Genomic DNA, 25,559 nt, shown 5'->3' with positions numbered 1-25,559 from the left:
AAAACTTTTATCAAGTTTGATCCTTTTCCCTTTTTAGTCATTTCTTCGCGAACGTTTATAGACATTCACGGTTACCAGCCAGCTCATAACAACGATTCCTGCAAAAAGAATGAGCATATTACTGTACAAATAAGCGGAATGATCAGCGTTAACAGGCAGCAGCCTTTGATTCAGCAAGCGGATCGATAATAAACCGCCTGCAATCGAAATACCCGTTCCCTCTGATAAAAAGCTCGTAAAATTAAGAAGACTCATTCCGGCGCCGGCTTCCTTTTGTTTCAAACTGCCAGACACAATTGTAGATATAACCGTTTTTGTGAAGGAGAGCCCCCCAAAAACAAAAACGATTATAACGGTCATGAGCCAAGGTGCCGCATCTATGAAAAAGGCAGCGATTAAAAAGCTGGAAGACATCAATACAATCCCAATGGTCAGCACATACAAAGAACCTTTCCGATCAACAAGCAATCCTCCAATGTAACCGAAGATGATGACGCTCATCGTCCCGGGGAACATAATCCCGCTTCCAATTGCCGCAGTACTTAAATGGTGAACATCTTTCATCATATAAGGAACCATAGACACAAATCCTGCAGCAGTGCCGAATATCAGGCCTCCGCAAAGGACGCCCATCATAAACAAAACATTTTTCCCCAGTGCAGGGTCAACAAAGGGATCTTGAGTTTTCCTAATATGTCTCACAAATATCAGGAAAGCTAGAGTACTGATGATCAGAAAAGATAGTCTATATGACGTTGTAAACAGCAGAAAAAATACGATGCCTGCAGACATTAATATAATCCCCGTCATATCAAAGCGCCCGCTGATTCTTTCTTCCTTTTCCAGCAGTTTCATCAGGAATGGAACGGTGATAACTGTTGCTGTCGGAATAAGCAGCAAATATGACCAGTGAATATAATGAGCGATCATTCCGCCAATAGCTGGCCCGACACCTTCCCCCATTGCCACCAGCGACCCGATCAGACCAAATGCTTTACCCCTGTTTTCTTTCGGAATATAGCGTACTACTGCAACCATCACAAGAGCCGGGAATGCGGCTGCACCAGCCCCTTGAATAAATCGGGCCAGAATGAGTACAGGAAAGAAAGAGTGTCCGACAAATCCAATGATCGACCCGAAGCCATTTACCATAATTCCAAATAGGAGCAGCTTTTTGATGCCCAGCTGATCTGATAACTTCCCATACAGAGCAGTTCCGATGGAAAAGGTTAACATAAAGGCCGTGTTCACCCAGTTTGCACTCGCTGGAAGTTTATGAAAATCGTTGGCGATATCAGGTAACGAGACGTTCAAAACCATTTCATTTAATACGCTGAAAAATGACAGAACACAAAGCCAAATGAACACTTGGTTGTGCCGTAAAGCTGACTGTGAATAAGGCGTATTCACAAATTTCCCTCCATTAATGAGGGCAGACGCAGTTTATAGGGCCATTGATACGCTTCCCTCTTTTAATTGTACCCTGTTCATTTTTTTGCACTTCATACATAACTCCCCCTGCATTGATTGATATACCTTATTATAAATCCTCAAGCCGATGTTTTGAATACTTTGCGGCACACACCCGCAAATGACGAAACATCAAATACTGTTATATTTAAAATTTACAGTACCAAAAAACCGCAATTTCATTTGCTGTTGAAAGATTGGAATAAAGCATTGTATCGACCGCTCCTATGACAAAGTTATTTTTGGCATAAAAATGACAAGCTGAAACATTAATATCTTGTGTTTCAAGCATAAGACCGCATAAATGATTCTCCTTTGCCCACTCAATCGCTTTATGTAATAAAGCCGTCCCGACACCATTTTTTCTATAATCTTTTGCAACGGCAATGTCTTCAATCAGTGCGTATCCATTCCAATTAGAACGAAGCTTACTCCGGCCGACACAGTCGTTCTCTGCGTAATAAAAAAAGACAACTTTATCCTCTTCTTCAATATAACTGACATCAATGTCATCATCGTCATATTTTTTGACATAAGGTTCAGCAAATTTCTCCTCTGTATATGTCCAAACATTGTTTTCAAATGAAGGGATGATTCTCCCTGAAACAACGAAAGGTTCGTTTGGTTTATTGAAGTCTTTCATATTGAAACGAGTCATTTTAGTTATCATCATAATCACCTTTCTGCAGTTATTGAACTCACTTTACACCTTTTGAACTGTTGATTCGTCTGCATGTCACGAAGACTAAAACAAAAAAGATACCAACATCGATTGGTATCATCTATTCGTTCGAGCCCTTACAACAACATCCTATTTCGGAGCTTCCAAACCAAATGTTGTCCATTCCTCTTTTGCCGGACCATAAATACCCGGAACAGGTAAACCTGCTTGTCTCATAAGGACAGTCATTTGTCCTCGATGATGGTTTTGATGTTGAATTAAAAACATCAAAAGTGAACCATTTGGCATTTGCTGACCAATAAAGTTGACACATTCTTGAAGTGTATCGTCAGTCCATTGCGTTTTTAACGCCTGCACAAATGCATTACTGGCTTGATGATAACTCTCAGCAATAAACCGCGCCGATGCAGGAACAGGATAATCTTCAGCCGGAGCGTGGAACGTTAAATCTGTGTTCGAGGTAATGATATGAATGGCCGCGACAGTATGCCATGCAATACGGCCTAAAGTCCAATGTTGTGAAGTGATTTCTTGTTTAAGTGATTCATCAGTCAGATGATTCAGCAGTTTTTGTGTCGCATCGGCTTCGAATTCCCAAGATTTCAAAAAATGGTCTAAGGTTTGAAACATAAAAATCCTCCTTATCCTTTTTTGTGTTTCTATGTATCTGCAGTTCAATTATAGTGCTCCGTTCAGTTAAAAAAGAACAAAACGATAGACAGACATTTTTATCAGAAAGCCCGATCTGACAATAACAGTCAAAATATAAGAACATAACAGATCACTCTATACTTCTTTTTCTTCAATCGACAAACAGGATTCTTCTGTGTCTAATATTTTCGTTTTGCAAAAGTCCATATCGTCTTAGTGATTGAACCGGAGATAAAACAGCTCCCCGTCATCATAGCCACCCAAATGAAAAATGTCGGTTCGGCACCTATTACAATAAACATAAATATCAAGGACAAAATGAATACAATAACAACCATCATCCATACTTTTTTGAAAATGAAATATCCTAAAATCCCTAACAGAAAAGAAGCTGCCGGAAGAAAAATGAGAATGATATACGCGGGACTCAACAGCGGGCTAATACAAACACCTCCCAATTTCAAAACGAGGAAGTTCCTACTTTTTGTCTGATATCAAATGATATGAAGTGATTTTTTTCATCTTGATATTACGCCGTTTCATTCATTTTATACATATTATACCAATACAATCGAGTCAAATATAGATATTTATTTATTTTTAACATATTTCCGGAAAATGAGGAGTGAATTAAAGTCTGAGAATAGCCCGCTTTTTCTTTTCCTAGTAAGTCCTGCCTCATTGGCTTTAGCCCATCTGCTTTCTCATTGTTTTTGCAGCGCTAATATTCTCATAATCGTGTGCATGACGCTGCTTGCCTCATTTGATTTGATGACAAAGTGCGCCGCATCTTTTATTTCGTCAATGGCGTTCTTAACCGCAAAGCTGTAGGATGCCGCTTCCATCAATTCTTTGTCATTGCGGCCGTCTCCGAATGCCATTGTTTCATCAGCCGAAACCCCTAATAATCGCTGCAGTTCTTGTACTGTTGATCCTTTATGTATTCCGATATTTGATATATCCATCCAGGTATCTTCTGATGCTACGATATATAATTGGTGAAAAAATTCATGCAGCTTTTCTCTCGTTTCCGGACAGTTGGCGTCGGGGTCATGAACCGTAATCTTGATAAAATCGTCTTTTATCTCAGTAAAATCAGTTATTTTCGTTACATGTGCATAAGAGGCATTTACATATTTCATTTCACTTTCAGACAGATTTTCTTTTACGATCGCGCCTTTTTTTGTGCACGCGATAATGGTGTGCCCGCAGCTGATTTTTTCTAAAGCGCCTATAATTGACAGTCCGGCTTTATTGCTGATTAAAGATTCATATACGAACTTGCCGTTCTTTTTCATACGTGCAGCACTGTCTCCTAAAATCCAAAAATCTTTCGCGTCTTCTCCGAATAAGGCTTCCACCCTTTCACACTGTTTCCCGGTGCAGATGGCGAAAGCGACATGCTGTTCCTCCATTACTCTTTTTGTCTTTTCAAATAACGTTCTGTCAAAATCGCCTTGATTATTTAAAAATGTGCCGTCTAAATCCGTAATCACTAATTTAATCATCGTTCAGCACCTCCGCAGTTAAAATGTCTTTTTCAGACAAAGGGTTTTTCACATTTGAGAATGGAATCAATCGCGTTTAAGACCCCTTCCTCATTGTTTGATTGCGCGATATGCGCCGCGGCCTGTTTAATGCTTTCCTGCGCATTATCCATGGCGACTCCGTATTTCACGGCGGACACCATCTCCAAATCATTGCCGCTGTCTCCGAAGGCCGCGCATTCTTCAGCATTTATCCCCCATTGTTTCTGGAGAAGCTTAATCCCGCTTGCTTTATGAAGCCCCGGTATGATCAGATCTATGTCACCGTGCCCGCTTGATACAGGCGTGACGAAAGACCCGATTGCGTTTTTTAAATGGCTCAGAAGTGCGGAACAATGTTCGGCGGGAAAGCTGATGGAAAATTTTAAAATGTCATCATCGATGTTTTCAAAATGCGGCACCCTTTTTAACACATAATAATACTTACTGGCATGCAGATATTCATCTTCACTGGCATTTTCATGAATATACGCGCTTTTTTTTCCGCAGACAATGACGTTTTTCACCTCATACTGCTCTAAAGCACGGATTACTGCTTTTATAGTGTCTTCAGACATGCTACCTGCGAATACTTCTTCTCCGGCATTCACGACGAAAGCGCCATTCTCGGCAACGAAAGCGATTTCACTTTTGATTTCCGGAAAGAAAGATGTAAGCTGCGCATATTGGTTTCCGCTTGCTACGGCAAATTTAATTCCCCGCGCTTTTAATTCACGATACTGATTCATAAAACGCTCTTCGTTATATGCCATTTCATCATTCAAAAACGTTCCGTCCATATCAACCGCTATCAGTTTGATACTCATATTGTCCTCCTTTTTTCGGCCGCTCTTGTCAGCGACCCTTGAAGAGATCATGCATAAAGCGTATGAACGAATTATATCCGCAGTTGTTTTGCACCGTAAATCATTGGCTGACGTCTTGTTTTGAATGACACAAAAAGTGATTTGTCACATAAATATAACACTATGTTTCTTTTAAAAATGATATGTTACGATGAGATGTACATTCACCATTCTCATAAAAAGGAGAATCCCCCTGCATGTTCACACACGAAATGATTGCTTCATTTAATGAGCTTGAAACTTCTTTATACAACTACATCTCCCAAAACAGCGAGAAAGTCGTCTATATGCGAATCCGTGAATTGGCAAATGAAACCCATGTATCTACGGCTTCTATTTTACGTTTCTGCAAAAAAATAAACTGTGAAGGGTTTTCAGAGTTTAAGGTGAAGCTGAAAATGTATGCGGAGGCAAATAAAAAAACGATTTTAAAAAGTCCCCATCATTCCGTTGCCGAGTTTTTTGAAAGAACAGTAAGCGGAGGGATGGAAGAAAAGCTGAAGGAAGCAGCAGCCCTTGCGGCCGATGCAGAAAGCGTCATTTTTATCGGAGTGGGAAGTTCAGGAATTCTCGCCGAATACGGAGCCAGATATTTTTCGTGCTTAGGGAAACTTTCAATGTATATTAAAGATCCTTACTTTCCGGCCCATTCCCATTTCCGCCATAACAGCATCACGATCGCATTATCGGTTTCAGGTGAAGGAGATTCTACGGTGACTCATCTGAATCAGCTGAAACAAGAAGGAAGCCGGGTCATCAGTATTACAAATCATAAACATTCAACCATTGCCAAAATGTCCGATGTGAATATTTCATATTACGTGACGGAAGAATGGGTTGAAAATGCGAATATCACCACCCAAATCCCCGCGATGTACATACTTGAATCGATGGCTCGGGAGATATACAAATTGAGAGAATAAATTCAGGAACGAACCACGGAAATTTCGGCCTTTTTGTAAAAGTAACGAGAAACCCTTCTCTGATGCCAGAGAAGGGTTTTGAAGATCACAGATGAGACACAATACAATTTGCATGGCCCGCCAGTTTATATTCTCCCAAACCGGAAGGCAGGAGAATATGATCTCCTTTTCTAAAGGAATGTTCATGCCCGCCTGCAATCATTATTCCGTCTCCTTCGATCACGCTGACAAGAAGGAAGGGATGATTCTGGAATAAATTCACTTCACCTTTTACATCCCACTTTTCGACTGAAAAATAAGGACATTCTATTAAAACAGCTGCCAGCAGATCATCTGTTTGTTTATATTGAACGGTCGGCCGTTCACGGACAGATGGAACGTCTGTCACTTCTATACTTTTTTCCAAATGGAGCTCGCGCAGCCTGCCGTCCGCATCTTTTCTTCCGTAATCATACAATCTGTAAGTCGTATCTGAATTTTGCTGCGTCTCTAAAATAAGTGTGCCCTTTCCAATCGCGTGAACGGTGCCGCTTGGGACAAAAAAGAAATCTCCCGGCTTTACCTTAACTCTGTTCAGGAGCCCGTCCCATTCTCCGCGCTCAATCATGGATATCAGTTCTTCTTTTGTTGTTGCGTTATGGCCGAAAATGATCTCCGCATCTTTTTCACAATCAATGATATACCAGCATTCGGTTTTTCCAAGTTCCCCGTTTTCATGCATTTTGGCAAAGTCATCATTCGGATGCACCTGAACGGACAGGTCTTGGTCCGCATCCAAAATTTTTGTAAGAAGAGGAAAACGGTCTCCTTCAAGGTTTCCGAATAAATCTCTGTGATGCTCCCACAATTCACCGAGCGTACATCCTTTATACATGCCGTTTCGAACTGTGCTCTGTCCATTTTGATGAGCGGCAAAGGCCCAGCACTCCCCTGTCCGCTCGGACGGAATATTATAGTGAAAATCACGCAGGGCGGCGCCTCCCCAAATTCTTTCTTTGAAAACCGGATTGAAAAATATCGGTTCAGTAGACATGATCATCCCCCGCTTTATTCGATTTCTTCCAGAAGCTCATACGCCTCTTCTTTTGTCTGAACGGAGAGCAGCCTTTCCCGATAGCTGTCATCCATCAGTTTTCGGGATAACATCTGCAATATTTTCAGATGCTGATTTCCGCCGCTTTCCTTCGGTACGGCAATCATAAAAATCAGTTTTGCATCAGAACCATCAAGGCTGTTCCAGTCAACACCCGAACGTCTTATTCCGAATGCGACACCCGGCGTTCTGACGGCATCAGACTTTCCGTGCGGAATGGCGATATTCATACCTATCGCCGTGGTTCCCTGCTGTTCACGGCTCAAAATGGCCTGTTTAAATCCGCTGTCAGACAGAAGCATACCTTTACGGGACAATTTCTCGATCATTTCATCGATAATGTCATCCCTCGTTTCGCCGGATAAATGCGGTTCAATCAAGTCCGTGCTGATAATGTCAGTCAGTTTTTTGATTTCGGTCATCCCGGCTTTTCGGCTGTCAGCCTGAGATGGTTCCTTTGTTTCTTTTGCCGCTGCAGCTTCATTTGGTGCGGCAGACGGCAGCACCTCACCGGGCGCGGGGGATTTCGCCATATCTTTCTTCAGTACATTAACCAACAGAGCGGTGACAAGAGAGCCTGCTGTTACAGCGATAAAAAACATCAATACATGATCTACTGCTCCAAGTACAGCAACGATGGGGCCGCCGTGTGCCACTCTGTCCCCCACATGGCCGATCATCGCTATCACCGAGCCGGTCATAGAACCCGCCATAATACTCGGGATCACACGAAGGGGATCTTGGGCCGCAAATGGAATGGCTCCTTCCGTGATACCGAAAAGGCCCATCGTAAATGACGCTTTTCCCATTTCTCTTTCTGCGGCGGCGAATTTTCTTTTTCCTAAAAACGTCGCAATCCCAAGCCCTATCGGCGGTATACAAATGGAAACGGCAATCGGGCCCATAATTTCATAATTTCCTTCTCCGATCATTGCCGATCCGAATAGAAAGGCCACCTTGTTTACGGGTCCTCCCATATCAAAGGAGATCATCGCTCCTAAAATCAATGCCAGGAGAATTGAGCTCGAGCCTTTCATTCCCGCAAGCCAAACCGTTAATGATGCGAAAATATGAGCGACGGGGGCGCCGATCAGAAATACAAACGCCAAACCGACGATCAGTGAGGCAAACACCGGAATAATAATGATCGGCATAATCGGCTGTATTGCTTTAGGAACTTTACATTTTTTGATTCCAAGCGCCGCATATCCCGCCAAAAATCCCGCAATGATTCCTCCAAGAAATCCTGCGCCGCTCGCACTGTCGTAAAAGCTGCCGGATGCCGCAATATATCCGCCGATCATTCCGGGGACAAGACCCGGCTTATCGGCGATGCTGAACGCGATGTACCCGGCTAAAATCGGGATCATGAATGAAAAAGAAGCGCTGCCGATCTGTTCAATCGTTTTCCAAAAAGACGCATCCGGAATGACTAAGCCCTTTGGTGTTTTTTCTCCTCCAAGCGTCAATGCAACCGCTATCAATAATCCGCCGACGACAATGAAAGGAACCATAAAAGAAACGCCGTTCATTAAATGACGGTAAATCGGGTTTTGTTTTTTGCCCTGCTGACTTGCGGTTTGAGCTTTTGAAGCAGATTGATAGATCGGCACTTCACCGCTAAGCGCTTTTTGAATTAATTCTTCCGGTTTGCGGATGCCTTCCTGAACCCCGACGGCCAGCAGCTTTTTTCCCGCGAATCGGTCTTTGTTCACCGAACGGTCCGCCGCGATAATGATTGCGTCTGCTTCCTGGATTTCCTCTTCGGTCAGCCTATTTTCCACCCCGATTCCGCCCTGGGTTTCCACTTTGATCTCAACGCCTAATCTGCCGGCTGCTTTTTGTAAATTTTCAGCAGCCATATACGTATGGGCAATGCCGTTCGGACATGATGTAATCGCTAACAGTTTCATATAAATCCTCCTTTGCAGTCTGAATTTCAAGATCTTGTCTCAACTTTATACTGAAATCAGCCTGTGATAAGCGCGTTTTTTTACCATAAGTTCCGGAAATAACGGCATTTTTCCCTATAAACAGAAAAAAAGCAGGGAGCCATTCCCTGCTTTTAATAGTTTAAATACGATAAAAACGTCATCACATTTTTTTCTTCCGTCAGTTTTTGAATAAATGCCGGCTGCTCGCTAAGATAGGAAAGCTCACTGAATAATTGCTTTACCTTGTTTTGATCTTCGTGTTTGACGGCAAGCATAAATACAAGCGACACCTTTTCCGTCCCCCACTCAATGGGCTCTTTTAAGGTGGCGATTGCAATGGCTGATTGTTTGATATATTTAGAGTTCGCGTGAGGGATGGCAATACCCGCCCCGATATTTGTCGCCGACATTTTTTCTCTCATTACTGCATGAATGCCATACTCTTTTTCTACATAGCCTTTTTCATACAAAGCCTGCGCCAGCTGTTCAATGACCTGATAACGGTGCTCTGTCTCTTGCTGTAAAAAAACGAGAAACGGAGTCGTATCATTCAGCATTTTAAACGTTTTTTGCTCCCGGCGGTATGATGTATCAAGCTGTTGCATAAATGCGCTGAGCTTCTTTTCATCAGCAGGCTCCAAAAGCGGTGATACGACGATATGAGGGATCGTTACATTTCCAAGCTCTATCGTAGAAATGACGAAATCTATATCTTTATGCTTTTTGATATACTCTGTCAGCTCCGCTTTTGCGATACAGTCTTTTATCGTAATGTGATGAAATTTGCGTTCAATTTTAGTCCGCAGCAATTGCGACATGCCAATGCCCATATGGCAGACGATGATCGTCCTTTTAGGGTTATAACTGCTTCGGCGCAGCCGTTCGATCGCTGCCTGAAAATGCAGCGTCAAATAGGCCGCCTCTTCTTCAGGAATATAAAGATCAAATGTTTGATTGATGTCTTCTAAAACGTCAATGATAAGATGAAACAAATAAGGGTACATTTTTTTGATATCGTGGAGCATGGGGTTTGAAACAGAGAGATCATAGCTCAGCCGCTTCAACACCGGATCGAGATGAATGTTCAATCCGTTGATCAATTCCTGGTCTTTGTGAAAATCCAGCATTTTCAGTTCTGAAACACGATTGATCAAATGCCTGACGACTTTGGAAAGCTCAGAATCTTCAAGATCAAGCTTCTTTTCTTGCTGCAATGGATAGCGGACTTTCCCGCCTATTATATGTAAAGTTAAATAGACGGCTTCTTCCTCGGGAAACCGGATGGCAAATACCGGCTCAAGCCGTTTTAAACAAGCCAGTGTCCATTCATATTCTTTCTTCTTTTTTACCGCCTCCAGCTGTCTTGCAGAGATGGCGACCGGCTGTTTCATTTTGATACGGCGGATGGTCAGCAATGTATGCAGCAGCAAATTTTCAAATGTTTCATCCGTAAAATAGATAGAATGGTTTTTTTGTAATAACTTGATTTCTTTTCTCACAAAGTCCGCTTCATGACTTAAAAACTTACTTTTTATAAATTGGCTTGTAAACTCCGCATTATCAATCAAATCTGAAATTCGCGCCAATGCTTTTCTTTTGTTTTTTTCGTCCCCTTCAATCTTTAAGCCGAGCCGCTGTTTAGAAACCAGTGTGAGATCAAATCGCTTCAGCCACTCTTCAACCGCACTAATATCCTTTTTAATGGAAGCTCTGTTTACAAAATGCTGTGCGGCAATTTCTTTTGCGGAAACGGGCTTTGAATTCATTAATAAATCATAAGCGATGTGAAGTATTCTTTCTTCATCGGTCTTGTGCCTGCATGTAAAGTGCTCATTATAAATGTGCCGGCTTAACCGTGACCTTTCCTGTTCAGATATATGTAAATAGACGCCTAATCCCGGTTTGCGGATCAGCTGAGCTTGAACATGTTCATTCAGGAAATCTTCAATCGTTTTCAAATCATTCCTGATCGTTTTTTCAGAACAGCGGACCCTGTCTGCGAAATCTTGCACAACTAAGTAGTCATCAGGTTCAGATAACAACAGATACAAAATCTTTTTCTGTCTTGAATTCATGTATTTCATCTGTTTTTCTATCCTTCCTGTCCGTTTCTGCTGGAGCAATTATGATAGGTTAAATATACTGCGCATACGAAACCGTTTTCATTGTATAGTGAAACAAAAGAGTAAAAAGTTTTGTTTTTTACCGCAGATTCCGGAAAAATCATGTTTTATACTGAGGCTGTTCACCTTTGGTTGACAACAAAACACCAACCGTTTTTAAACGATTGGTGTCGGCAGCGAAAACCTGCTGTTACAGCCAAAATGTTTCGCCAAGCGCTAATGCTTTCAGGTTTTCAGGAGGTAATGCACGCCGGTCCCACTCGCTGTGCAGTCTGCTTAATGCTTCCGGGCCTGTATCATCAGCAAGCCGGAATGCCCCGTAATGCATGGGAATGAAGCTGTCAGCCTTCAGCTCCAAAAACGCTTTCACGGCGTCTTCCGGATTGATATGTGACACTTTCATAAACCATTCGGGTTCGTATGCTCCGATCGGCATCAGAGCCGCCTTAATACGAAACCTTTCTCCGATTTCTTTAAAGCCTTCAAAATAGCCGGTATCTCCTGCAAAATAGATGGACTCGCCGTTTTCGCTTTCTATGACCCAGCCCCCCCAATGAGAGGTATCGGTATCCCAAAGCGTTCTCCGTGTCCAGTGCTGGGCCGGAACAAATGATATATTCACCCCCCGCATCTCAAAACGATCCCACCAATTCATTTCATGAACCTTTTTGCGGCCTTTTTTGATGAACAGCTTTTTCAATCCCGCAGGCACGTAAAAATCCGGGTTTCCTCTCAGTTTTTTTATACTCGGAAAATCAAGATGGTCATAATGCCCATGTGAGATGAGCACGGCATCAATGTCAGGCAGTTCGCTCAATTCATATCCCGGCTCTGTCAGCCGTTTTTGAAAACCCATCCTCCGCGCCCATACAGGGTCGGTCATTATGTTAAGCCCCTGTATTTGGATCAGAAATGAAGAATGGCCGATCCATGTTATGGCGGTTTCCGTCCGATTGACGGCAACATCACGGACATCCCTTGTGACCGCTTTCGGAATATTCTCGCTTAAATCTTTACTTTTTTCTCTTCGTTCTTTCATCCATTTCCACATGTCCATGAATCCATGTTCATTCTTCACGCCATTCAAGTTTTCATATCTTTTTTTCATTATCATTCTCCCTTGAAACGTGTATTCCATTAGATCCACCGGACATTTATACAATGTCTGTAAATACCGCCCCGCTTGCTTCGGCTAAATCTTGAGGCGCTACTTTCAGCTGCATTCCGATTTTCCCCGCACTGACAATCATAAACCCCAGTGTTTCAGCGGATCTATCAATAAAAGTCGGAAACCTTTTTTTCATTCCGATCGGAGAGCAGCCGCCGCGTATATAGCCGGTCACTCCCAAAAGGTCCTTCATGGCAATCATTTCTATTTTCTTCTCACCTGCCGCCTTCGCAGCCTTTTTCAGATTCAGTTCTTTTGCAACGGGAACGACAAAGACGTAATAACGATCAGTTCCTGCAGATGCCACTAAGGTTTTATAAACATATTCGGCAGAGTATCCGATTTTTTGTGAAACGGAAAGACCGTCTGCGGGCTGTCCCCCTTCTGTTTTGTAACCTAATAGCTCATAGGGAATGTTTTGCTGCTCAATGATACGGACAGCATTTGTTTTCACTGTTTTTTTCGCCATGGTTTTCCTCCGTTTTCTGTATTTCTTTCTGCTTTATTTTCAACTTCGATTTTAATAAAATGACCGCTCAGTTGCGTGCTTTGTAATAATCAAGTGCAAACTGTTTAAAACGCTCAGCAGCGGGAGAGAGAGCATGGTTTTTTAACTGGGCTAACGCTATGGTGCGTTCGCATTGGTAATCTGCAACCGGGAGAAAAACGACCGGAAAGTATGAATGCTCCGCGGTTTTCGGCAGCACTGCAGCCCCCAGACCCGCGGCGGTCAGCCCTAATATGGTTGACACTTCCTCTCCTTCAAATGCGAGATGCGGGTGTATATTCAAATCCCGGCACATCAGATCAAACATATACCTCAGCCCGTATCCCGGTTTAAATCCGACAAAATCCTCGTCCTGCATCTCTTTCATTTGAATGCTTTTATTTCCTGCAAGCGGGTGGTTCTCAGGAAGCACCGCATATAGAGGCTCTTTCTCCAGCACCGTCCATTGTAAAAGCTCGCTGGGAAGCGGCGGGGAGCTGAGACAGATATCCGCATCTCCCGTTTCCACCATTTTGCGGAGCGTTTCATTTGCGCCTTGATAAAGCCGGAAGGTGACGTTTGGGTATAGCTTTTTAAATTCGGCAATCAGCTGAGGCATTAAGCGCAGCCCGAGCGTATGAAGAAAAGATACAGATATTTCGCCGTGTTCCAGGCTCATATTTTTTTTCACTTGTTCAACGCCTTCATTTAAAGCTCGTCTCGCTTGTTTTGCTTTTATTAAGAACTGCTCTCCGTGCCTTGTCAGCCGGACGGCTTTTGTCTCTCTGTAAAATAACGGCGCGCCTAATTCTTCTTCGAGCCTGATAATCGATCGGCTTAATGCCGGCTGAGAAATCATTCTTTCTTTTGCCGCATTTGTGAAATGCTGATGAGTTGCCGCCGCAATAAAGTTGTCAATTTGATGAAGCTCCATTTTCTCCTTCTCCCCTTCCCTCATAACCTAAACGCATTAATTCTATAGTTATTATAAATTAGACACATTGAAATGAAAAGCGTACGATACATATATAACCAACAGTGAGAAAAGAGGGACATTCATGACGTTTATTCAGCCTCATACAAAGGCTTACAGAAAGGCCAGCTTGGCTCTGTTTATCAGCGGCTTTGTGACATTTGCCACGCTTTACACGACACAGCCGCTTATGCCTTTGTTTTCGGAAGAGTTTCATATTTCCGCTGCGGCTGCCAGCTTAACTTTATCCATCTCAACAGCCGTTTTGGCATTTTCATTATTGGCCGCCGCTTCGTTGTCTGACGGATTCGGCAGAAAAAAATTAATGGTGCTGTCGTTAACAGCTACTTCTGTTTTAGGTCTATTAACAGCGTTCAGTCCGGCTTTTCCGGCGCTTTTGGCGATGAGGGGGCTGCTCGGTATTTTTCTGGCAGGCGTTCCTGCTGTCGCTATGACATATGTAGGCGAGGAGTTTGATCCGAAGGGCCTCGGGAAAATGATGGGCCTGTATATCAGCGGCACAAGCATCGGGGGAATGAGCGGCAGGCTGTTAACGGGGCTTCTGACTGATGTATTCGGCTGGCGGCCGGCGCTTGCCATTATCGGCATTCTTTCTATTGTATTAAGCTATTTGTTTTGGCGTTTTCTTCCGGCTCCGCGCCATTCATCTCAGCGGCATGCGGGCGTAAAAGCGGCATGTAAGGAATACGGAGCGGTTCTACACCGCAAACGGCTGCTTTTGTTAATATCTCTGGGATTTATATTAATGGGGAGTTTTGTGACATTATATAATTATATCGGCTTTCATTTAATGGCGGCTCCTTATCATTTGTCACAGACTGTGATCGGTTTTATTTTTATTGTCTATCTCGCGGGAACGTTCAGCTCTGTCTATATGGGGAAAAAAGCGGACCTTTTCGGAAGTTCAAAAATGATTAAGATTGCGATTTTTGTTATGCTGGCCGGTGCAGCGGTGACACTTTTGCCCCAGCTTGCCCTTAAAATTGCGGGCATTGCCGTCTTTACCTTCGGCTTTTTCGGCGCACATTCAATTGCAAGCGCCTGGGTCGGCCGCGCAGCCGGTGATCAGCGCGCGCAAGCCTCTTCATTATATCTGCTTGCATACTATATCGGGTCAAGCGTGGCCGGGTCTTGCGGCGGTTTCTTTTGGACGCATTTTCATTGGATCGGTATCATTTCATTTATTTCGGTTTTGCTATTGCTGTCTTATCCGGTTTTATTTCTGGCGGAATTCAGAAAAAAGGGACATAGCCGCCTGCATGTAAATCAATAAAAACATTAAAGATTTGTTTCTTTTGTCCGATACTAAAGATAAGGCCGGCACGATACTCCCTATAACTATTCCTTTTGATTCAGTAGATTTCAAATATCGTGCCGGCTTTCTTCAATTAAAACACAATCTTCAATTGCCTTACGCTTCTGTTACACACCTGCCCAAACATCTTTCGCATATCTTCCTTCCGCCTGCAGCTGTTCAAGCCAATTCAAGGAAACTTTTGAATCAGTGTTATGCACCTTTTCATACGCCTGAAGCAGTACATTTTCGACAGCCGGAGCCATTTTGCTTCCGTCTCCGCATATATAGAGATGGCCGCCTTGGTCAAGAAGCGCAATAATCTGTGCAGCCTCGCGAAGCAGGACATCCTGTACGTAAACTTTACAGTCCTGATCTAATCTGGAATACGCCCGATGCACGGTGACAAGGCCGTTTTTCTCCGCATGGTCGAATTCATCTTTGTACAGATCGTCTTCTTCAGGATGTCTGCAGCCGAAGTATAAATGAGCTTCGCCCAGGCTGTTACCGGACATTTTTTCTGCAGCCCGCGCCTGGATAAATCCCCTGAACGGTGCAATTCCGGTGCCTGCTCCGATCATAATGAGAGGCGTTTTCGTATTTTCAGGCAATGCAAAACCCGACTGCGGCGAGCGGATGAAACAGACCGCAGAATCGCCATTTTGTAATCCGGCTAAATAGTTCGAAGCCACGCCTCTGTATTCTCCCCGGCCGCTCCACGCCGGAGCCGTCACAACGCCGACCGTGATACTGAGCTCCCTTTTGTTTGACTTCGGTGAGCTTGAGATTGAATAATAGCGCGCCTTTAAGGACGGCAGAAGTTCTAAAAAGCGCTCAAACGGCAGTTCACAAGCCGGATAATCTTCCAGCAGGTCCAGCATGGTCATTCGTTTTTTCAGCACGTTTTCTTTATATGCCGCATCGTCAGAATAAAGATGCTCCAATTCTTTTTGGTGCGGCGGGCACACGGTATGGGCGGCAAGTTCGCGAAGCTGGGCTCTCGTTGCCGGTTCCTGCAGCTCTACATATGACGCCAAAAGCTCCGGCGCATTAACCGGCCGGTCCATCGGCAGATGAGGCAGCTGCCGGCCCTTGATCTTAAAGTGCTGGTTCGGATCAAGACCGAATCGGCGAATGACACGGCTGATCAGTTCCCCGCTGTTTTGCGGGAGCACCCCGAGATGGTCTCCTTCCTGATACGTTTCGGTTTTCGGGAGACGCAGCTCAATATGCCGGACTGAACGCTTGCTGCTTTCGGTATGAAGCTCTTTGTTTGTGATGACTTCCGCCTCAAATGCTTTGTACGTTTTGGCAATCGGCGTCTCGGCTGCTTCACTTACGTATTCGATTGATAACTGTGATTTGTTTGCCTGTTTTGGAGCGGCCTCTATATGAAAAGCCTTCATGATGTCCTTCCAGAATGAGTCTTCCCAGGCTTCCTGACTGTACTCAAAATCATCGGCATTGTCGCCCTCCCCGATAGAAGTCAGCCTTTTTGCCCCTTTTTCTTCAAGCACTTTGTCTATCAGGCGGGGGATCCTCTGGTAAGTGGCGGCCCAGTTGCGGTCTCCGCAGCCGAAGACAGCATAAGAAACACCCTTTAATTCCTGATCTTCAAGGGTTTCCATCCATTTCACAAAACCCGCCGCATTATCAGGCGGCGCCCCGTTATAAGAAGCCGTCACAATAACGACTGCGCCTTTTACAGGCAGTTTCCCTGCATAATCATCGAGCGGGCCGGTTTCAGTTGAAAATCCTTTGCTTCTGCCGATGTCAGCCAGCTCTTCCGCAATTCCTTCCGCAGTTCCCAAATTTGAACCGTAAAGAATGAGAAGCGGAGTTCCGTGGGACGGTATTTCTTTCGTTTCTTCTTTGTGACCGCTGCCTTCAGCTTTATGGTTTTGTGCGGACTGCTGATTGGACACATCCTTGTTTTTCACACGGATTTTAAAATCACCGGGCTTAATGGTTAAAGCTTCTTTAATCGTAAGCTCATAATCAGTATGATCAATCAGTTCAAAGTGTTTAAGGACAAGGCCGAGCACCATTGTCGCTTCCTGCAGGGCAAACTGCATCCCGATGCATGCGCGCTGTCCGTTTCCGAACGGCTTATACGCATCAGCCGGAATTGCCGCGGGATCGCTGAACCTTTCCGGACGGAATAGCTCGGCATCTTCTCCCCACGCGCTTTTATCCCGGTGCAGCTGCGGAGTCAGAATCGTCACCGGCTGTCCTTTCGCAATCGGATATTTCCCGCCGAGAACCGTATCTTCTTTCGCGTACAGGGAAAATGCCGGGGCAGTCGGATACAGCCGCAAAGTCTCGTTCAGCACCATGCGGATATATGTCAGCTGCTGAATCTGCTTATATTCAGGTGTCTCTCCCGTCAGCACCCGCTCGGCTTCCTGAACGGCTTTTTTCAATTTATCTTTATTTTTCAGCAGGCAGTAAATCGCGAATGAAAGCAGTCCGCTTGTGGTTTCATGCCCCGCGATCAAAAAGGTAATGATTTGATAGCGGATATTTTCATCATCCAGCCTTTCACCTGTTACAGGATCTTTCGCTTCAAGCATCAATGCTAAAAGGTCAGACAGATTCTCATCCGGATTTTCTCTCCGCTCAGCGATGATCCGGTCTACGAGTTCATTCATCACTTCAATATCCTGCTGGAACTGGTGTCTCGTTTTGATCATCAGCTTGTCCTGCAGGCTGTGTCTCTGTGATTGGCGCATTGCCTCCTGCAGCGCGCGAAGCATGCTCGTGATAAAAGGATGCTGTGTGTCGCGGTAAAAGCTGTTAAAGCGGTAATGAAATCCGCACAGGCCGATTGTATCCAGCGTCAGGCGCGTCATATCTTCGGCAACGTCAATTTCTTCATTCGGATTTAATCTGCTCCACTTCTGCACGAGCTGCATGGCAATATCAAGCATCATTGAATGATAGCCTTTCATCGCCTTCTGGCTGAAGCTCGGCAATAAAATCCGATGCGCTTTCTGCCAATTCTTTTCGTGAGTCCAGCTCGTAAATAGTCCGTCACCGCCAAACTCACGGACTTTCAGCAAGGCTTTGCTGAGGTTTTTATCAAATCGCTTTTCATCACAGACTTCTGCCGCGAGCTCGCGGCCTGAGACGAAGACCCCGACAGAGCTCGGAAATTCAAAACGAAAGATCGGGCCGTATTCTTCGGCAATTTTCCAGAGCGATTGTGACAGTTTTTCTTTTTCCAAGTGAGGGAGATTTTTCAGAGGTCCGTATGTTTTCGGCTGCGGTATAGCGCTTAGCTGTTTCATATCGATCTTCCTTCCTTCGGCGAATAATTAATGAGTTCTGATGGCATCCCAAGAACATTGTTCCAGTTCTTTCAGAAACGGTTTTGTTATTTCGACGCTTCCCGTCCGGATAAGCTGATAGAGTTTGAGATATGCCCCGAGCAGCAGCGCCATCAGCACATTGGACGGCAGATTGCGGAGCACACCTTCAGACTTGCCGCGCTGAAAAAAGACGTCAAGCATCTGTGTTATTTCATCAAGAAGCTTACGGCTCGTTTCATTCAGAAAGTAGGCGTCCTTATTCGTTTCAAGAAAAAACAATGCATACTCACTTTCCTTCGTAAAATCAATCAGACAATAAAACAGGTGATGAAACCCTTCTCTTACAGAGATACCCTGAAAGTCCGTTTTGACTTTTTTCATAAAACGCTGCGCACTTTCCTGATACAGTACGTTCACAAGTGTCTCTTTACTGTCAAAGTAACGGTAGATTGTGCCGGTTCCGACATCGGCCTGAGCGGCAATCATCGGAATCGTCGTTGCGTCAAATCCTCTATCTGTAAACAAAGTAAGCGACGCTTTCATAATGAGTTCAACCTTGTTTGAAGCTGTCATTTCATCCCCCTTTCTAAATGCGGAATGAATGTTCATTCCGTTTGTTCAAAATATTTAAAATGTACGGTCATCTGATTACCATTGTATAAGAAAAAAACTTTTTTTAATATAAAATAGATGTGAAATAACCAAAAATAAGGAAATATGCCCAATTTCACAAAAAGAGCTGCAGTGACTTAAGCAGCTCTTTTTATTTCCCAAGAAATATTCTATTTAATGGCAGTAATAAAATGGAATGAATCTCTGCTGACAACTGAAATGTCTCTGAAATGCTGATCATAGAGCACCTGAATCACATCCTTCTCACTCATCCGCGAAGGTTTCAAAACCATATAGAAACATCCGTCAATTTGAAGAACGCGGTACACTTCTTTACATGCTGTCCGGTAATCGCTGACTGTTTCAGCAGTATGTAATGAGAAAACTTTATGAAAGCTGCGATCGCGGAACGGTAAGCTTTCAGGCCTCCCCTGCTGAATGTTTCCGAGCCCGGCTTTTATAACCGAACGGTTTGCGCGCTGTGTTTTCCGTATTTTACGTTTCGATGTTTCTATGCTTTTAAGACTGCCCTTTTCAAGCTGTCCGATGATTTGTTTAAACATTGAGCCGTTTCCGGTCCCGATTTCCAAAATGCGGTCGTATTCCTGTATGTCCATCAAGATTTGCTGAATGACTGACTCTGCCGGTTCTGATGCAGCAAAGTATTTCGCGCGCATTCGTTTTAATGCTGAAGATGTATGTTGCAACATTGTATAACACCCGCTTTTCCATTCCTGTGATTTATTATTCAGAAATAATATTACCTCGTATTAGTATGAGGTACTAACTAGACGCACTTCTCTTCATGAACGTTTCGATTTATTTGAAATTTATATTTGTTTTCATAAAAAAAAGACGGAAAACGTAGGTTTTCCGCCTGCTCTAGTACCAATAATACGGTGCTATATATCTTGTCTGCCGGGAAAGCGCCGCCATTCTCTGCCGGCGATACGGGTTGCCGTAGCCGTGTTTAAATGAATGGGGCATTGACGCATACCCGTGCCCGATGGATGGAATTCTGTTCTGACCGCCTTGCATGCTATCACCCGCTTACCAATTTTTCTTTCTTTACCATGGTATGCAGGCCGTCTGCGACGTGACAGCAACATCCTCGCTAAACCTGGTCCTTCTCCATTGTGTAATGATTCAGCAGTTCAATTCTGAACATGATGATCTCCTCCTTCTCCTCCGTTTTAGCCCTTCGTGTCCGTTCAGTTCATATAAAAGTGTTTCAGCTGTCGTTCTTTCGCTTCATTATAAAACTCTTCGACCTGCTGTTCTCGTTCATACTCTTCCGCACTTTTAAAACGCTTTGAAATGGTCAGTGTTAAAAAGAAAAGATTAATGGTCATTATCGCTCACCCCCTTTCAATATCCGCACAAGCGAAAATAACCCGCAGCAAACTTCATATGCGCTGCGGGCAGACTAAATCCGCAGACAAAAGAAGACGGAGCTTCTTTCCCTGCGGGGAGCTGCGAATGTCCTGATACTCCGAAATTAACGTGCTTGACGGGCAGAGGTTAAGGAAGGACACGAACTCTTCCACAGGCTGAATCGGTTCAATTGTAAATTTTGATTGCCGTTTAACGTCGTCATGTGATTCAACCTCCCTTTGCTTTTTTCTTACTTTGTAAGTATATCCATCAGCTTCCATTTTGTAAACATTTTTTTCAAGATTTGGACGGAAAATGTGCTGGCATTCCGCTTCAATTGTCCGTGTTTTCCGGCATCTTTCTTACCTCAGGAAACTCTTTTCATCCCTTGCTTTTTCTGATCTTTTTTTGAATATGCAATAAAATAAATAAGGCCGACAAACACTGCCCCGCCGATTACATTCCCGATAAAGGACGGAATGAGATTGCCAATCAGATCACCCCACGAAAAAGAGCCTGCAAAAATCGCAGCCGGGATGATAAACATATTGGCTACAACGTGCTGAAAACCAATCGCGACAAACGCCATAATCGGAAACCATATACCCGCGATTTTTCCAGCTCCGTCTTCTGCGCCGAAAGAAAGCCAGACGGCCAAACAGACAAGCCAGTTACAGCCGATCGCCGAAACAATGACTTTTCCAAACGGCATATCCAATTTGCCTTGTGCGACCGCAATCGTTTTTTCCAAGTAAGGTCCTGTTTCGGTTAATCCGACAACATGTCCGAAAAAGTAAGCGACAAACAGTGCGCCGACAAGATTCATCAACGTCACGATCACCCAATTTTTCACTAATGCACCGGCGGATATTCTTCTGGAAAACAGCGCCATAGATACCGACATCATATTTCCCGTAATCAGCTCCGCGCCGGCAAGAACGACGAGCACCAATCCGATGGGAAACACGGACGCCCCGATTAAACTCGACAGGCTTCCCCATTCTTTCGGAAGGTCGCCGATGACACGGATATCAAGCAAATAACCGAGTGCGATAAACGCTCCTCCCAAAAATCCTAATACAATCAGTGCTGAAAGCGGTGAATGCACCTTTTTTACCCCTGATTCGACCGCAAGCTCCGCTATTTCGTCCGGTTTACGAAAAGCCATAATAACCCCTCCATTTATCATTTCAGCCCGCAGTTTCCAAAGACGCCTAACAAAAAAGGCAGCATTCAAACAGCCCGTCTAAAACGGGTTTGAATGCTGCCTAACTTGTATGCATACCCATACAACAATATCAAGCAGAATGAAAATATTAGCTATAGAAAATGTACAGATCATGCACACATTCCATAAAAAAATCGTCCTTAAGCCACTGCTGGCAGTTCATATCATATCAAATGTGACAATTTCGTGTCAATTGAATTTTTTTCAGCTTTTGATTTCTTCACGGCGCTCTTCAATGGTTCGGTCAAAGACAAATACAGACACCGCAATATTCTCTTCGATCTTGATGTCTGAAAACAGATGCACGAGCTTTGCTCCGATGAGCTCTTCCATTCCGTCAGGCGTTTGTTTTGAATACAGTTCCTGAATTAAGCTGGTCCGCGCCGCATGAACCATTTCTCTTCCTTCAGGCGTGCGTGCGATAAACTGCTCACTTGCGCTTAGATTGCCGTAAAGCGTTGATACCGCCATGTTATCCACAAAAACGGTGTGAATTCGTTCCGGCCCCTTTCCAAATAATTCTTTGCGCAATTTCCGGATAATATCGTTAAATTCATGAATTTTTTTAGACATATTGTCCCCTCCGATTTCAGCCTATGAAAGACATTCCCGGTTCCCCTTTGTGACATTTCACCTGGTTAAAGTTTTCCTTTCGTATTGTATTATAATAAATATCACCTTATAATAAAAGCAGTGAAGATGGATTTGTAATAGGAAACGTGTTACGAGTCTATCGTTTTATACAAATAGGATTGGTCTGTTAGTAAGACTTGCTAGTGAACTATTCCGCCATGCGTATTTATACCGTTCTCCGGACAGGAGGCCGGTATCTATGTGCATGGCTTTTTTTCGAGTTTAAAAGATGGAGGGGAATTGGAAGTGACAGACGTTCAGTCTATCCGTGTCAAAATTGACGGCACGGAGTATGAAGCACCAGAGGGGTCAAAGATTTTAGATATTTTAAACCATAACGGAATTGAGATTCCGCAAATATGCCATGTACCGGAAGTAGATCCGATTCAAACATGTGACACCTGTATTGTTGAAGTAAACGGGAAATTGCAGCGCTCTTGTTCCACGGCTGCAGAAAACGGGATGTCCATCTCGCTTACGTCGGGAAGGGTAAAAGAGGCTCAGACAGAGGCCATGGACCGCCTGCTCGAGAATCACCTGCTTTACTGTACGGTATGCGATAACAACAACGGCAACTGCACACTGCATAATACAGCGGAAATGATGGGAATTGAGCATCAGAAATATCCGTATACGCCGAAAGATGATTCAAAGTGCGCGGTTGATATGTCTCACCCGTTTTACCGCTATGATCCGAACCAATGCATCGCCTGCGGTCAATGTGTGGAAGTGTGTCAAAACCTTCAGGTGAATGAGACCCTTTCAATTGATTGGGAGCGCGACCGCCCGCGGGTCATTTGGGATGAAGGCGTCGCCATTAATGAATCATCCTGCGTCAGCTGCGGCCAATGTGTCACTGTCTGCCCTTGTAACGCACTGATGGAAAAATCAATGCTCGGCCAAGCCGGATTTATGACAGGAATAAAAGAAGATGTCATGGAACCGATGATTGATTTAGTGAAAAATGTTGAACCCGACTATACAAGCATCTTCGCCGTGTCAGAAGTGGAAGCGGCTATGCGCGATAAACGGACGAAAAAAACAAAAACGGTCTGCACGTTCTGCGGCGTCGGATGCTCTTTTGAAGTATGGACAAAAGGCCGTGACATCCTTAAAATTCAGCCTGTTTCCGATGCTCCGGTTAACGCGATTTCCACTTGTGTGAAAGGGAAATTCGGCTGGGACTTCGTGAATTCGGAAGAACGGATTACAAAACCGCTTATCCGGAAAAACGGCGCATTTGTTGAATCGTCATGGGAAGAAGCTCTTGATCTTGTCGCTTCAAGACTCGGTTCGATCAAGGCCGAACACGGAAATGGTTCTGTCGGTTTTATTTCTTCTTCTAAAATTACGAATGAAGACAACTACGTTATTCAAAAATTAGCGCGTCAAGTATTTGAAACCAACAACGTGGATAACTGTTCACGCTACTGCCAGTCACCGGCAACGGACGGCTTATTCCGCACAGTCGGTATGGGCGGTGACGCCGGCACAATTAAAGATATCGCAAAAGCGGGCCTCGTGCTCATCGTCGGCGCCAATCCGGCAGAAGGACATCCGGTTCTGGCCACACGCGTGAAACGCGCCCATAAGCTTCACGGACAAAAATTAATTGTTGCCGATCTGCGCAGAAATGAAATGGCTGAACGGTCCGACCTCTTTATCAGCCCGAAACAAGGGACTGACCAAGTCTGGCTCATGGCAGTGACAAAATATATGATTGACCAAGGCTGGCACGATCAAGCGTTTATTGATGAGAATGTCAACTACTTTGAAGATTATAAAGAAACGCTGAAAAAGTATACATTAGAATATGCGGAGCGCATCACCGGACTTTCTCAGGATACGATCATCCGCATTGCCGAAATGATTCGTGATGCAGACGGCACTTGTGTTCTTTGGGGCATGGGCGTTACCCAGAATACAGGCGGCTCTGATACATCAGCGGCGATTTCCAATCTGCTGCTTGCCACAGGAAACTACCGCCGTCCGGGCGCCGGAGCCTATCCGCTGCGGGGACATAACAACGTTCAAGGCGCTTGCGATATGGGAACTCTTCCAGGCTGGCTTCCGGGGTATCAGCATATTACCGATGATGAGGCACGCGCTAAATTCGAAAAAGCTTACGGTGTTGAAATTGACGGCAAGCCGGGTCTTGATAATATCGAAATGCTCCATGCGATTGAAGAAGGAAACATGAAAGCCATGTATCTTGTCGGTGAAGATATGGCGCTCGTCGATTCAAACGCCAACCATGTTCATGACATTTTATCCAGCCTTGATTTCTTTGTTGTGCAGGATATTTTCCTTTCAAGAACGGCGCAATACGCGGATGTCATCCTGCCTGCAGTTCCATCTCTTGAAAAAGACGGAACATTTACAAACACAGAGCGGCGTGTGCAAAGATTGTATCAGGCGCTTCCGACGCTTGGTGATGCTAAACCGGACTGGTGGATTATTCAGGAAGTCGCCAATCGTTTAGGCGCTGATTGGAATTACACGCATCCAAGCGATATTTTCTCAGAAATGGCGAGCCTTTCTCCGCTGTTCGGAAAAGCAAGCTACGACGTTCTTAGCGGTTGGAACAGCTTCCTGTGGGGAAGCTTTACGGGAGAGAACACTCCGCTTCTTTATGAAGACGGCTTTAACTTCCCGGACAAAAAAGCCCGTTTTGCGCTGAGCGATTGGGTGGAGCCTGCCGTATTCCCTGAAGAATATGACCTGCATATTAACAACGGACGGATGCTTGAACATTTCCACGAAGGAAACATGACAAACAAATCGAAGGGCATTCAGTCTAAAGTGCCGGATGTATTTGTTGAAGTATCGCCGGAGCTCGCGGCTGAACGCGGAATTTGCGACGGAACAATGATCCGGCTCGTCTCTCCTTTTGGGGCGGTTAAATTGAATGCGCTTGTGACAGACCGTGTCCGCGCAAATGAGCTTTATCTGCCGATGAACTCTACAGATAAAGATTCTGCGATTAATTTCCTGACCGGGCCTGCGTATGATTCACGGACACATACACCTGCCTATAAACAGACAAAAGTCCGCATGGAAGTGCTCGGCTCCTGTGATACACCGCCGCTTCCGAAAACGAATCCGCGGAACAAAAAACGTCATCCGCAAAACGGTGTGGAAGCTCAGCGAAAATGGAACCGTCCGGGCTATGTGCACCTAACTGATTAAG

General features: G+C 44.5%; 23 protein-coding genes. 3 read left to right on the top strand and 20 right to left on the bottom strand.

The genetic code is table 11. The features are described from left to right. Positions 1 to 33: 33 nt before the first annotated feature. From tet to ACWJJ5_RS12010, 7 genes are all read right to left on the bottom strand, one after another. Entirely contained in the window at positions 34 to 1,410 is a 1,377-nt protein-coding gene (gene tet / locus ACWJJ5_RS12040; protein ID WP_369614552.1) for a Tet(L)/Tet(K)/Tet(45) family tetracycline efflux MFS transporter, read from the bottom strand. 33 nt (positions 1,411 to 1,443) lie between these two features. Then, positions 1,444 to 1,506 (bottom strand): tetracycline resistance efflux system leader peptide, encoded by a 63-nt coding sequence (locus tag ACWJJ5_RS12035; RefSeq protein ID WP_134816631.1) that lies wholly within the window; start codon positions 1,504 to 1,506, stop codon positions 1,444 to 1,446. Between the two features lie 112 nt (positions 1,507 to 1,618). Next, complete coding sequence (gene satA, locus ACWJJ5_RS12030) at positions 1,619 to 2,140, bottom strand: streptothricin N-acetyltransferase SatA (protein WP_025649659.1); 522 nt, start codon at positions 2,138 to 2,140, stop codon at positions 1,619 to 1,621. Positions 2,141 to 2,281: 141 nt separating this feature from the next. Then, entirely contained in the window at positions 2,282 to 2,782 is a 501-nt protein-coding gene (locus ACWJJ5_RS12025) for a DinB family protein (RefSeq protein ID WP_015387974.1), read from the bottom strand. Between the two features lie 200 nt (positions 2,783 to 2,982). Continuing rightward, entirely contained in the window at positions 2,983 to 3,234 is a 252-nt protein-coding gene (locus tag ACWJJ5_RS12020; RefSeq protein ID WP_017418201.1) for a DUF2651 family protein, read from the bottom strand. A gap of 273 nt (positions 3,235 to 3,507) precedes the next feature. Next, a complete protein-coding gene (locus ACWJJ5_RS12015) occupies positions 3,508 to 4,311 on the bottom strand; it encodes an HAD-IIB family hydrolase (RefSeq protein ID WP_048368151.1) in 804 nt (267 codons plus the stop codon). A gap of 32 nt (positions 4,312 to 4,343) precedes the next feature. Continuing rightward, a complete protein-coding gene (locus ACWJJ5_RS12010) occupies positions 4,344 to 5,156 on the bottom strand; it encodes a Cof-type HAD-IIB family hydrolase (protein WP_102421623.1) in 813 nt (270 codons plus the stop codon). A gap of 236 nt (positions 5,157 to 5,392) precedes the next feature. Between ACWJJ5_RS12010 and ACWJJ5_RS12005 the strand changes: the two genes are divergently transcribed. Next, complete coding sequence (locus tag ACWJJ5_RS12005; protein WP_053573170.1) at positions 5,393 to 6,118, top strand: MurR/RpiR family transcriptional regulator; 726 nt, start codon at positions 5,393 to 5,395, stop codon at positions 6,116 to 6,118. Positions 6,119 to 6,203: 85 nt separating this feature from the next. Here the strand turns inward: ACWJJ5_RS12005 and manA are convergent, their stop codons facing one another. From manA to ACWJJ5_RS11975, 6 genes are all read right to left on the bottom strand, one after another. Then, entirely contained in the window at positions 6,204 to 7,151 is a 948-nt protein-coding gene (gene manA / locus ACWJJ5_RS12000; RefSeq protein WP_013352992.1) for a mannose-6-phosphate isomerase, class I, read from the bottom strand. A 14-nt stretch (positions 7,152 to 7,165) separates the two neighbouring features. Then, positions 7,166 to 9,124 (bottom strand): fructose-specific PTS transporter subunit EIIC, encoded by a 1,959-nt coding sequence (locus ACWJJ5_RS11995; protein WP_102421624.1) that lies wholly within the window; start codon positions 9,122 to 9,124, stop codon positions 7,166 to 7,168. Between the two features lie 152 nt (positions 9,125 to 9,276). Next, the gene (locus tag ACWJJ5_RS11990; protein ID WP_454022430.1) at positions 9,277 to 11,229 is read right to left on the bottom strand and encodes a BglG family transcription antiterminator; all 1,953 of its coding nucleotides are present in this window, start codon (positions 11,227 to 11,229) and stop codon (positions 9,277 to 9,279) included. 229 nt (positions 11,230 to 11,458) lie between these two features. Continuing rightward, positions 11,459 to 12,376, bottom strand: coding sequence for an MBL fold metallo-hydrolase (locus ACWJJ5_RS11985; RefSeq protein ID WP_146284315.1), 918 nt, complete (start codon positions 12,374 to 12,376; stop codon positions 11,459 to 11,461). A gap of 46 nt (positions 12,377 to 12,422) precedes the next feature. Further along, positions 12,423 to 12,905, bottom strand: coding sequence for a Cys-tRNA(Pro) deacylase (gene ybaK, locus ACWJJ5_RS11980; RefSeq protein ID WP_013352996.1), 483 nt, complete (start codon positions 12,903 to 12,905; stop codon positions 12,423 to 12,425). Positions 12,906 to 12,972: 67 nt separating this feature from the next. Continuing rightward, on the bottom strand, positions 12,973 to 13,857 hold the full coding sequence (locus tag ACWJJ5_RS11975) for a LysR family transcriptional regulator (RefSeq protein ID WP_003152795.1): 885 nt from the start codon (positions 13,855 to 13,857) through the stop codon (positions 12,973 to 12,975). 124 nt (positions 13,858 to 13,981) lie between these two features. On the opposite strand from ACWJJ5_RS11975, the gene ACWJJ5_RS11970 reads away from it, so the two are divergent. Beyond that, the gene (locus ACWJJ5_RS11970) at positions 13,982 to 15,190 is read left to right on the top strand and encodes an MFS transporter (RefSeq protein ID WP_070082149.1); all 1,209 of its coding nucleotides are present in this window, start codon (positions 13,982 to 13,984) and stop codon (positions 15,188 to 15,190) included. A 149-nt stretch (positions 15,191 to 15,339) separates the two neighbouring features. Here the strand turns inward: ACWJJ5_RS11970 and ACWJJ5_RS11965 are convergent, their stop codons facing one another. The 7 genes from ACWJJ5_RS11965 to ACWJJ5_RS11935 all read right to left on the bottom strand — a co-directional run bounded on the left by ACWJJ5_RS11965 (position 15,340) and on the right by ACWJJ5_RS11935 (position 22,309). Further along, positions 15,340 to 18,501, bottom strand: a complete 3,162-nt coding sequence (locus ACWJJ5_RS11965; protein ID WP_167860298.1) for a bifunctional cytochrome P450/NADPH--P450 reductase — start codon at positions 18,499 to 18,501, stop codon at positions 15,340 to 15,342. A gap of 27 nt (positions 18,502 to 18,528) precedes the next feature. Further along, positions 18,529 to 19,095 carry a TetR/AcrR family transcriptional regulator gene (locus ACWJJ5_RS11960; RefSeq protein ID WP_003152789.1) on the bottom strand — a complete coding sequence of 189 codons (567 nt, stop codon included), beginning with the start codon at positions 19,093 to 19,095 and terminating at the stop codon, positions 18,529 to 18,531. Between the two features lie 209 nt (positions 19,096 to 19,304). Beyond that, the gene (locus ACWJJ5_RS11955) at positions 19,305 to 19,844 is read right to left on the bottom strand and encodes a class I SAM-dependent methyltransferase (protein WP_013352999.1); all 540 of its coding nucleotides are present in this window, start codon (positions 19,842 to 19,844) and stop codon (positions 19,305 to 19,307) included. A gap of 172 nt (positions 19,845 to 20,016) precedes the next feature. After that, complete coding sequence (locus tag ACWJJ5_RS11950; RefSeq protein WP_007408227.1) at positions 20,017 to 20,172, bottom strand: hypothetical protein; 156 nt, start codon at positions 20,170 to 20,172, stop codon at positions 20,017 to 20,019. Between the two features lie 173 nt (positions 20,173 to 20,345). Beyond that, the gene (locus tag ACWJJ5_RS11945) at positions 20,346 to 20,486 is read right to left on the bottom strand and encodes a YrzI family small protein (protein ID WP_003152787.1); all 141 of its coding nucleotides are present in this window, start codon (positions 20,484 to 20,486) and stop codon (positions 20,346 to 20,348) included. A gap of 389 nt (positions 20,487 to 20,875) precedes the next feature. Further along, positions 20,876 to 21,676 (bottom strand): formate/nitrite transporter family protein, encoded by an 801-nt coding sequence (locus ACWJJ5_RS11940; RefSeq protein ID WP_454022429.1) that lies wholly within the window; start codon positions 21,674 to 21,676, stop codon positions 20,876 to 20,878. Positions 21,677 to 21,940: 264 nt separating this feature from the next. Continuing rightward, on the bottom strand, positions 21,941 to 22,309 hold the full coding sequence (locus ACWJJ5_RS11935) for a DUF2294 domain-containing protein (RefSeq protein ID WP_003152783.1): 369 nt from the start codon (positions 22,307 to 22,309) through the stop codon (positions 21,941 to 21,943). A gap of 306 nt (positions 22,310 to 22,615) precedes the next feature. Between ACWJJ5_RS11935 and fdhF the strand changes: the two genes are divergently transcribed. Beyond that, the gene (gene fdhF / locus ACWJJ5_RS11930; RefSeq protein WP_454022428.1) at positions 22,616 to 25,558 is read left to right on the top strand and encodes a formate dehydrogenase subunit alpha; all 2,943 of its coding nucleotides are present in this window, start codon (positions 22,616 to 22,618) and stop codon (positions 25,556 to 25,558) included. Position 25,559: the final 1 nt, after the last annotated feature.

The sequence above is a fragment of the Bacillus sp. JK74 genome (assembly GCF_053663395.1).
The sequence above is the reverse complement of the archived record's forward strand: the minus strand, read 5'-3'. Positions and strand labels throughout refer to the sequence as shown.

What these genes read in the sequence shown, in the direction of transcription:
- satA (WP_025649659.1), bottom strand. Translation starts at nt 2,140, where the DNA reads ATGATAACTAAAATGACTCGTTTCAATATGAAAGACTTCAATAAACCA.
- ACWJJ5_RS12025 (WP_015387974.1), bottom strand. Translation starts at nt 2,782, where the DNA reads ATGTTTCAAACCTTAGACCATTTTTTGAAATCTTGGGAATTCGAAGCC.
- ACWJJ5_RS12015 (WP_048368151.1), bottom strand. Translation starts at nt 4,311, where the DNA reads ATGATTAAATTAGTGATTACGGATTTAGACGGCACATTTTTAAATAAT.
- ACWJJ5_RS12010 (WP_102421623.1), bottom strand. Translation starts at nt 5,156, where the DNA reads ATGAGTATCAAACTGATAGCGGTTGATATGGACGGAACGTTTTTGAAT.
- ACWJJ5_RS12005 (WP_053573170.1), top strand. Translation starts at nt 5,393, where the DNA reads ATGTTCACACACGAAATGATTGCTTCATTTAATGAGCTTGAAACTTCT.
- manA (WP_013352992.1), bottom strand. Translation starts at nt 7,151, where the DNA reads ATGTCTACTGAACCGATATTTTTCAATCCGGTTTTCAAAGAAAGAATT.
- ACWJJ5_RS11995 (WP_102421624.1), bottom strand. Translation starts at nt 9,124, where the DNA reads ATGAAACTGTTAGCGATTACATCATGTCCGAACGGCATTGCCCATACG.
- ACWJJ5_RS11990 (WP_454022430.1), bottom strand. Translation starts at nt 11,229, where the DNA reads ATGAAATACATGAATTCAAGACAGAAAAAGATTTTGTATCTGTTGTTA.
- ACWJJ5_RS11985 (WP_146284315.1), bottom strand. Translation starts at nt 12,376, where the DNA reads ATGAAAAAAAGATATGAAAACTTGAATGGCGTGAAGAATGAACATGGA.
- ybaK (WP_013352996.1), bottom strand. Translation starts at nt 12,905, where the DNA reads ATGGCGAAAAAAACAGTGAAAACAAATGCTGTCCGTATCATTGAGCAG.
- ACWJJ5_RS11975 (WP_003152795.1), bottom strand. Translation starts at nt 13,857, where the DNA reads ATGGAGCTTCATCAAATTGACAACTTTATTGCGGCGGCAACTCATCAG.
- ACWJJ5_RS11970 (WP_070082149.1), top strand. Translation starts at nt 13,982, where the DNA reads ATGACGTTTATTCAGCCTCATACAAAGGCTTACAGAAAGGCCAGCTTG.
- ACWJJ5_RS11965 (WP_167860298.1), bottom strand. Translation starts at nt 18,501, where the DNA reads ATGAAACAGCTAAGCGCTATACCGCAGCCGAAAACATACGGACCTCTG.
- ACWJJ5_RS11960 (WP_003152789.1), bottom strand. Translation starts at nt 19,095, where the DNA reads ATGACAGCTTCAAACAAGGTTGAACTCATTATGAAAGCGTCGCTTACT.
- ACWJJ5_RS11955 (WP_013352999.1), bottom strand. Translation starts at nt 19,844, where the DNA reads ATGTTGCAACATACATCTTCAGCATTAAAACGAATGCGCGCGAAATAC.
- ACWJJ5_RS11950 (WP_007408227.1), bottom strand. Translation starts at nt 20,172, where the DNA reads ATGCAAGGCGGTCAGAACAGAATTCCATCCATCGGGCACGGGTATGCG.
- ACWJJ5_RS11945 (WP_003152787.1), bottom strand. Translation starts at nt 20,486, where the DNA reads ATGACCATTAATCTTTTCTTTTTAACACTGACCATTTCAAAGCGTTTT.
- ACWJJ5_RS11940 (WP_454022429.1), bottom strand. Translation starts at nt 21,676, where the DNA reads ATGGCTTTTCGTAAACCGGACGAAATAGCGGAGCTTGCGGTCGAATCA.
- ACWJJ5_RS11935 (WP_003152783.1), bottom strand. Translation starts at nt 22,309, where the DNA reads ATGTCTAAAAAAATTCATGAATTTAACGATATTATCCGGAAATTGCGC.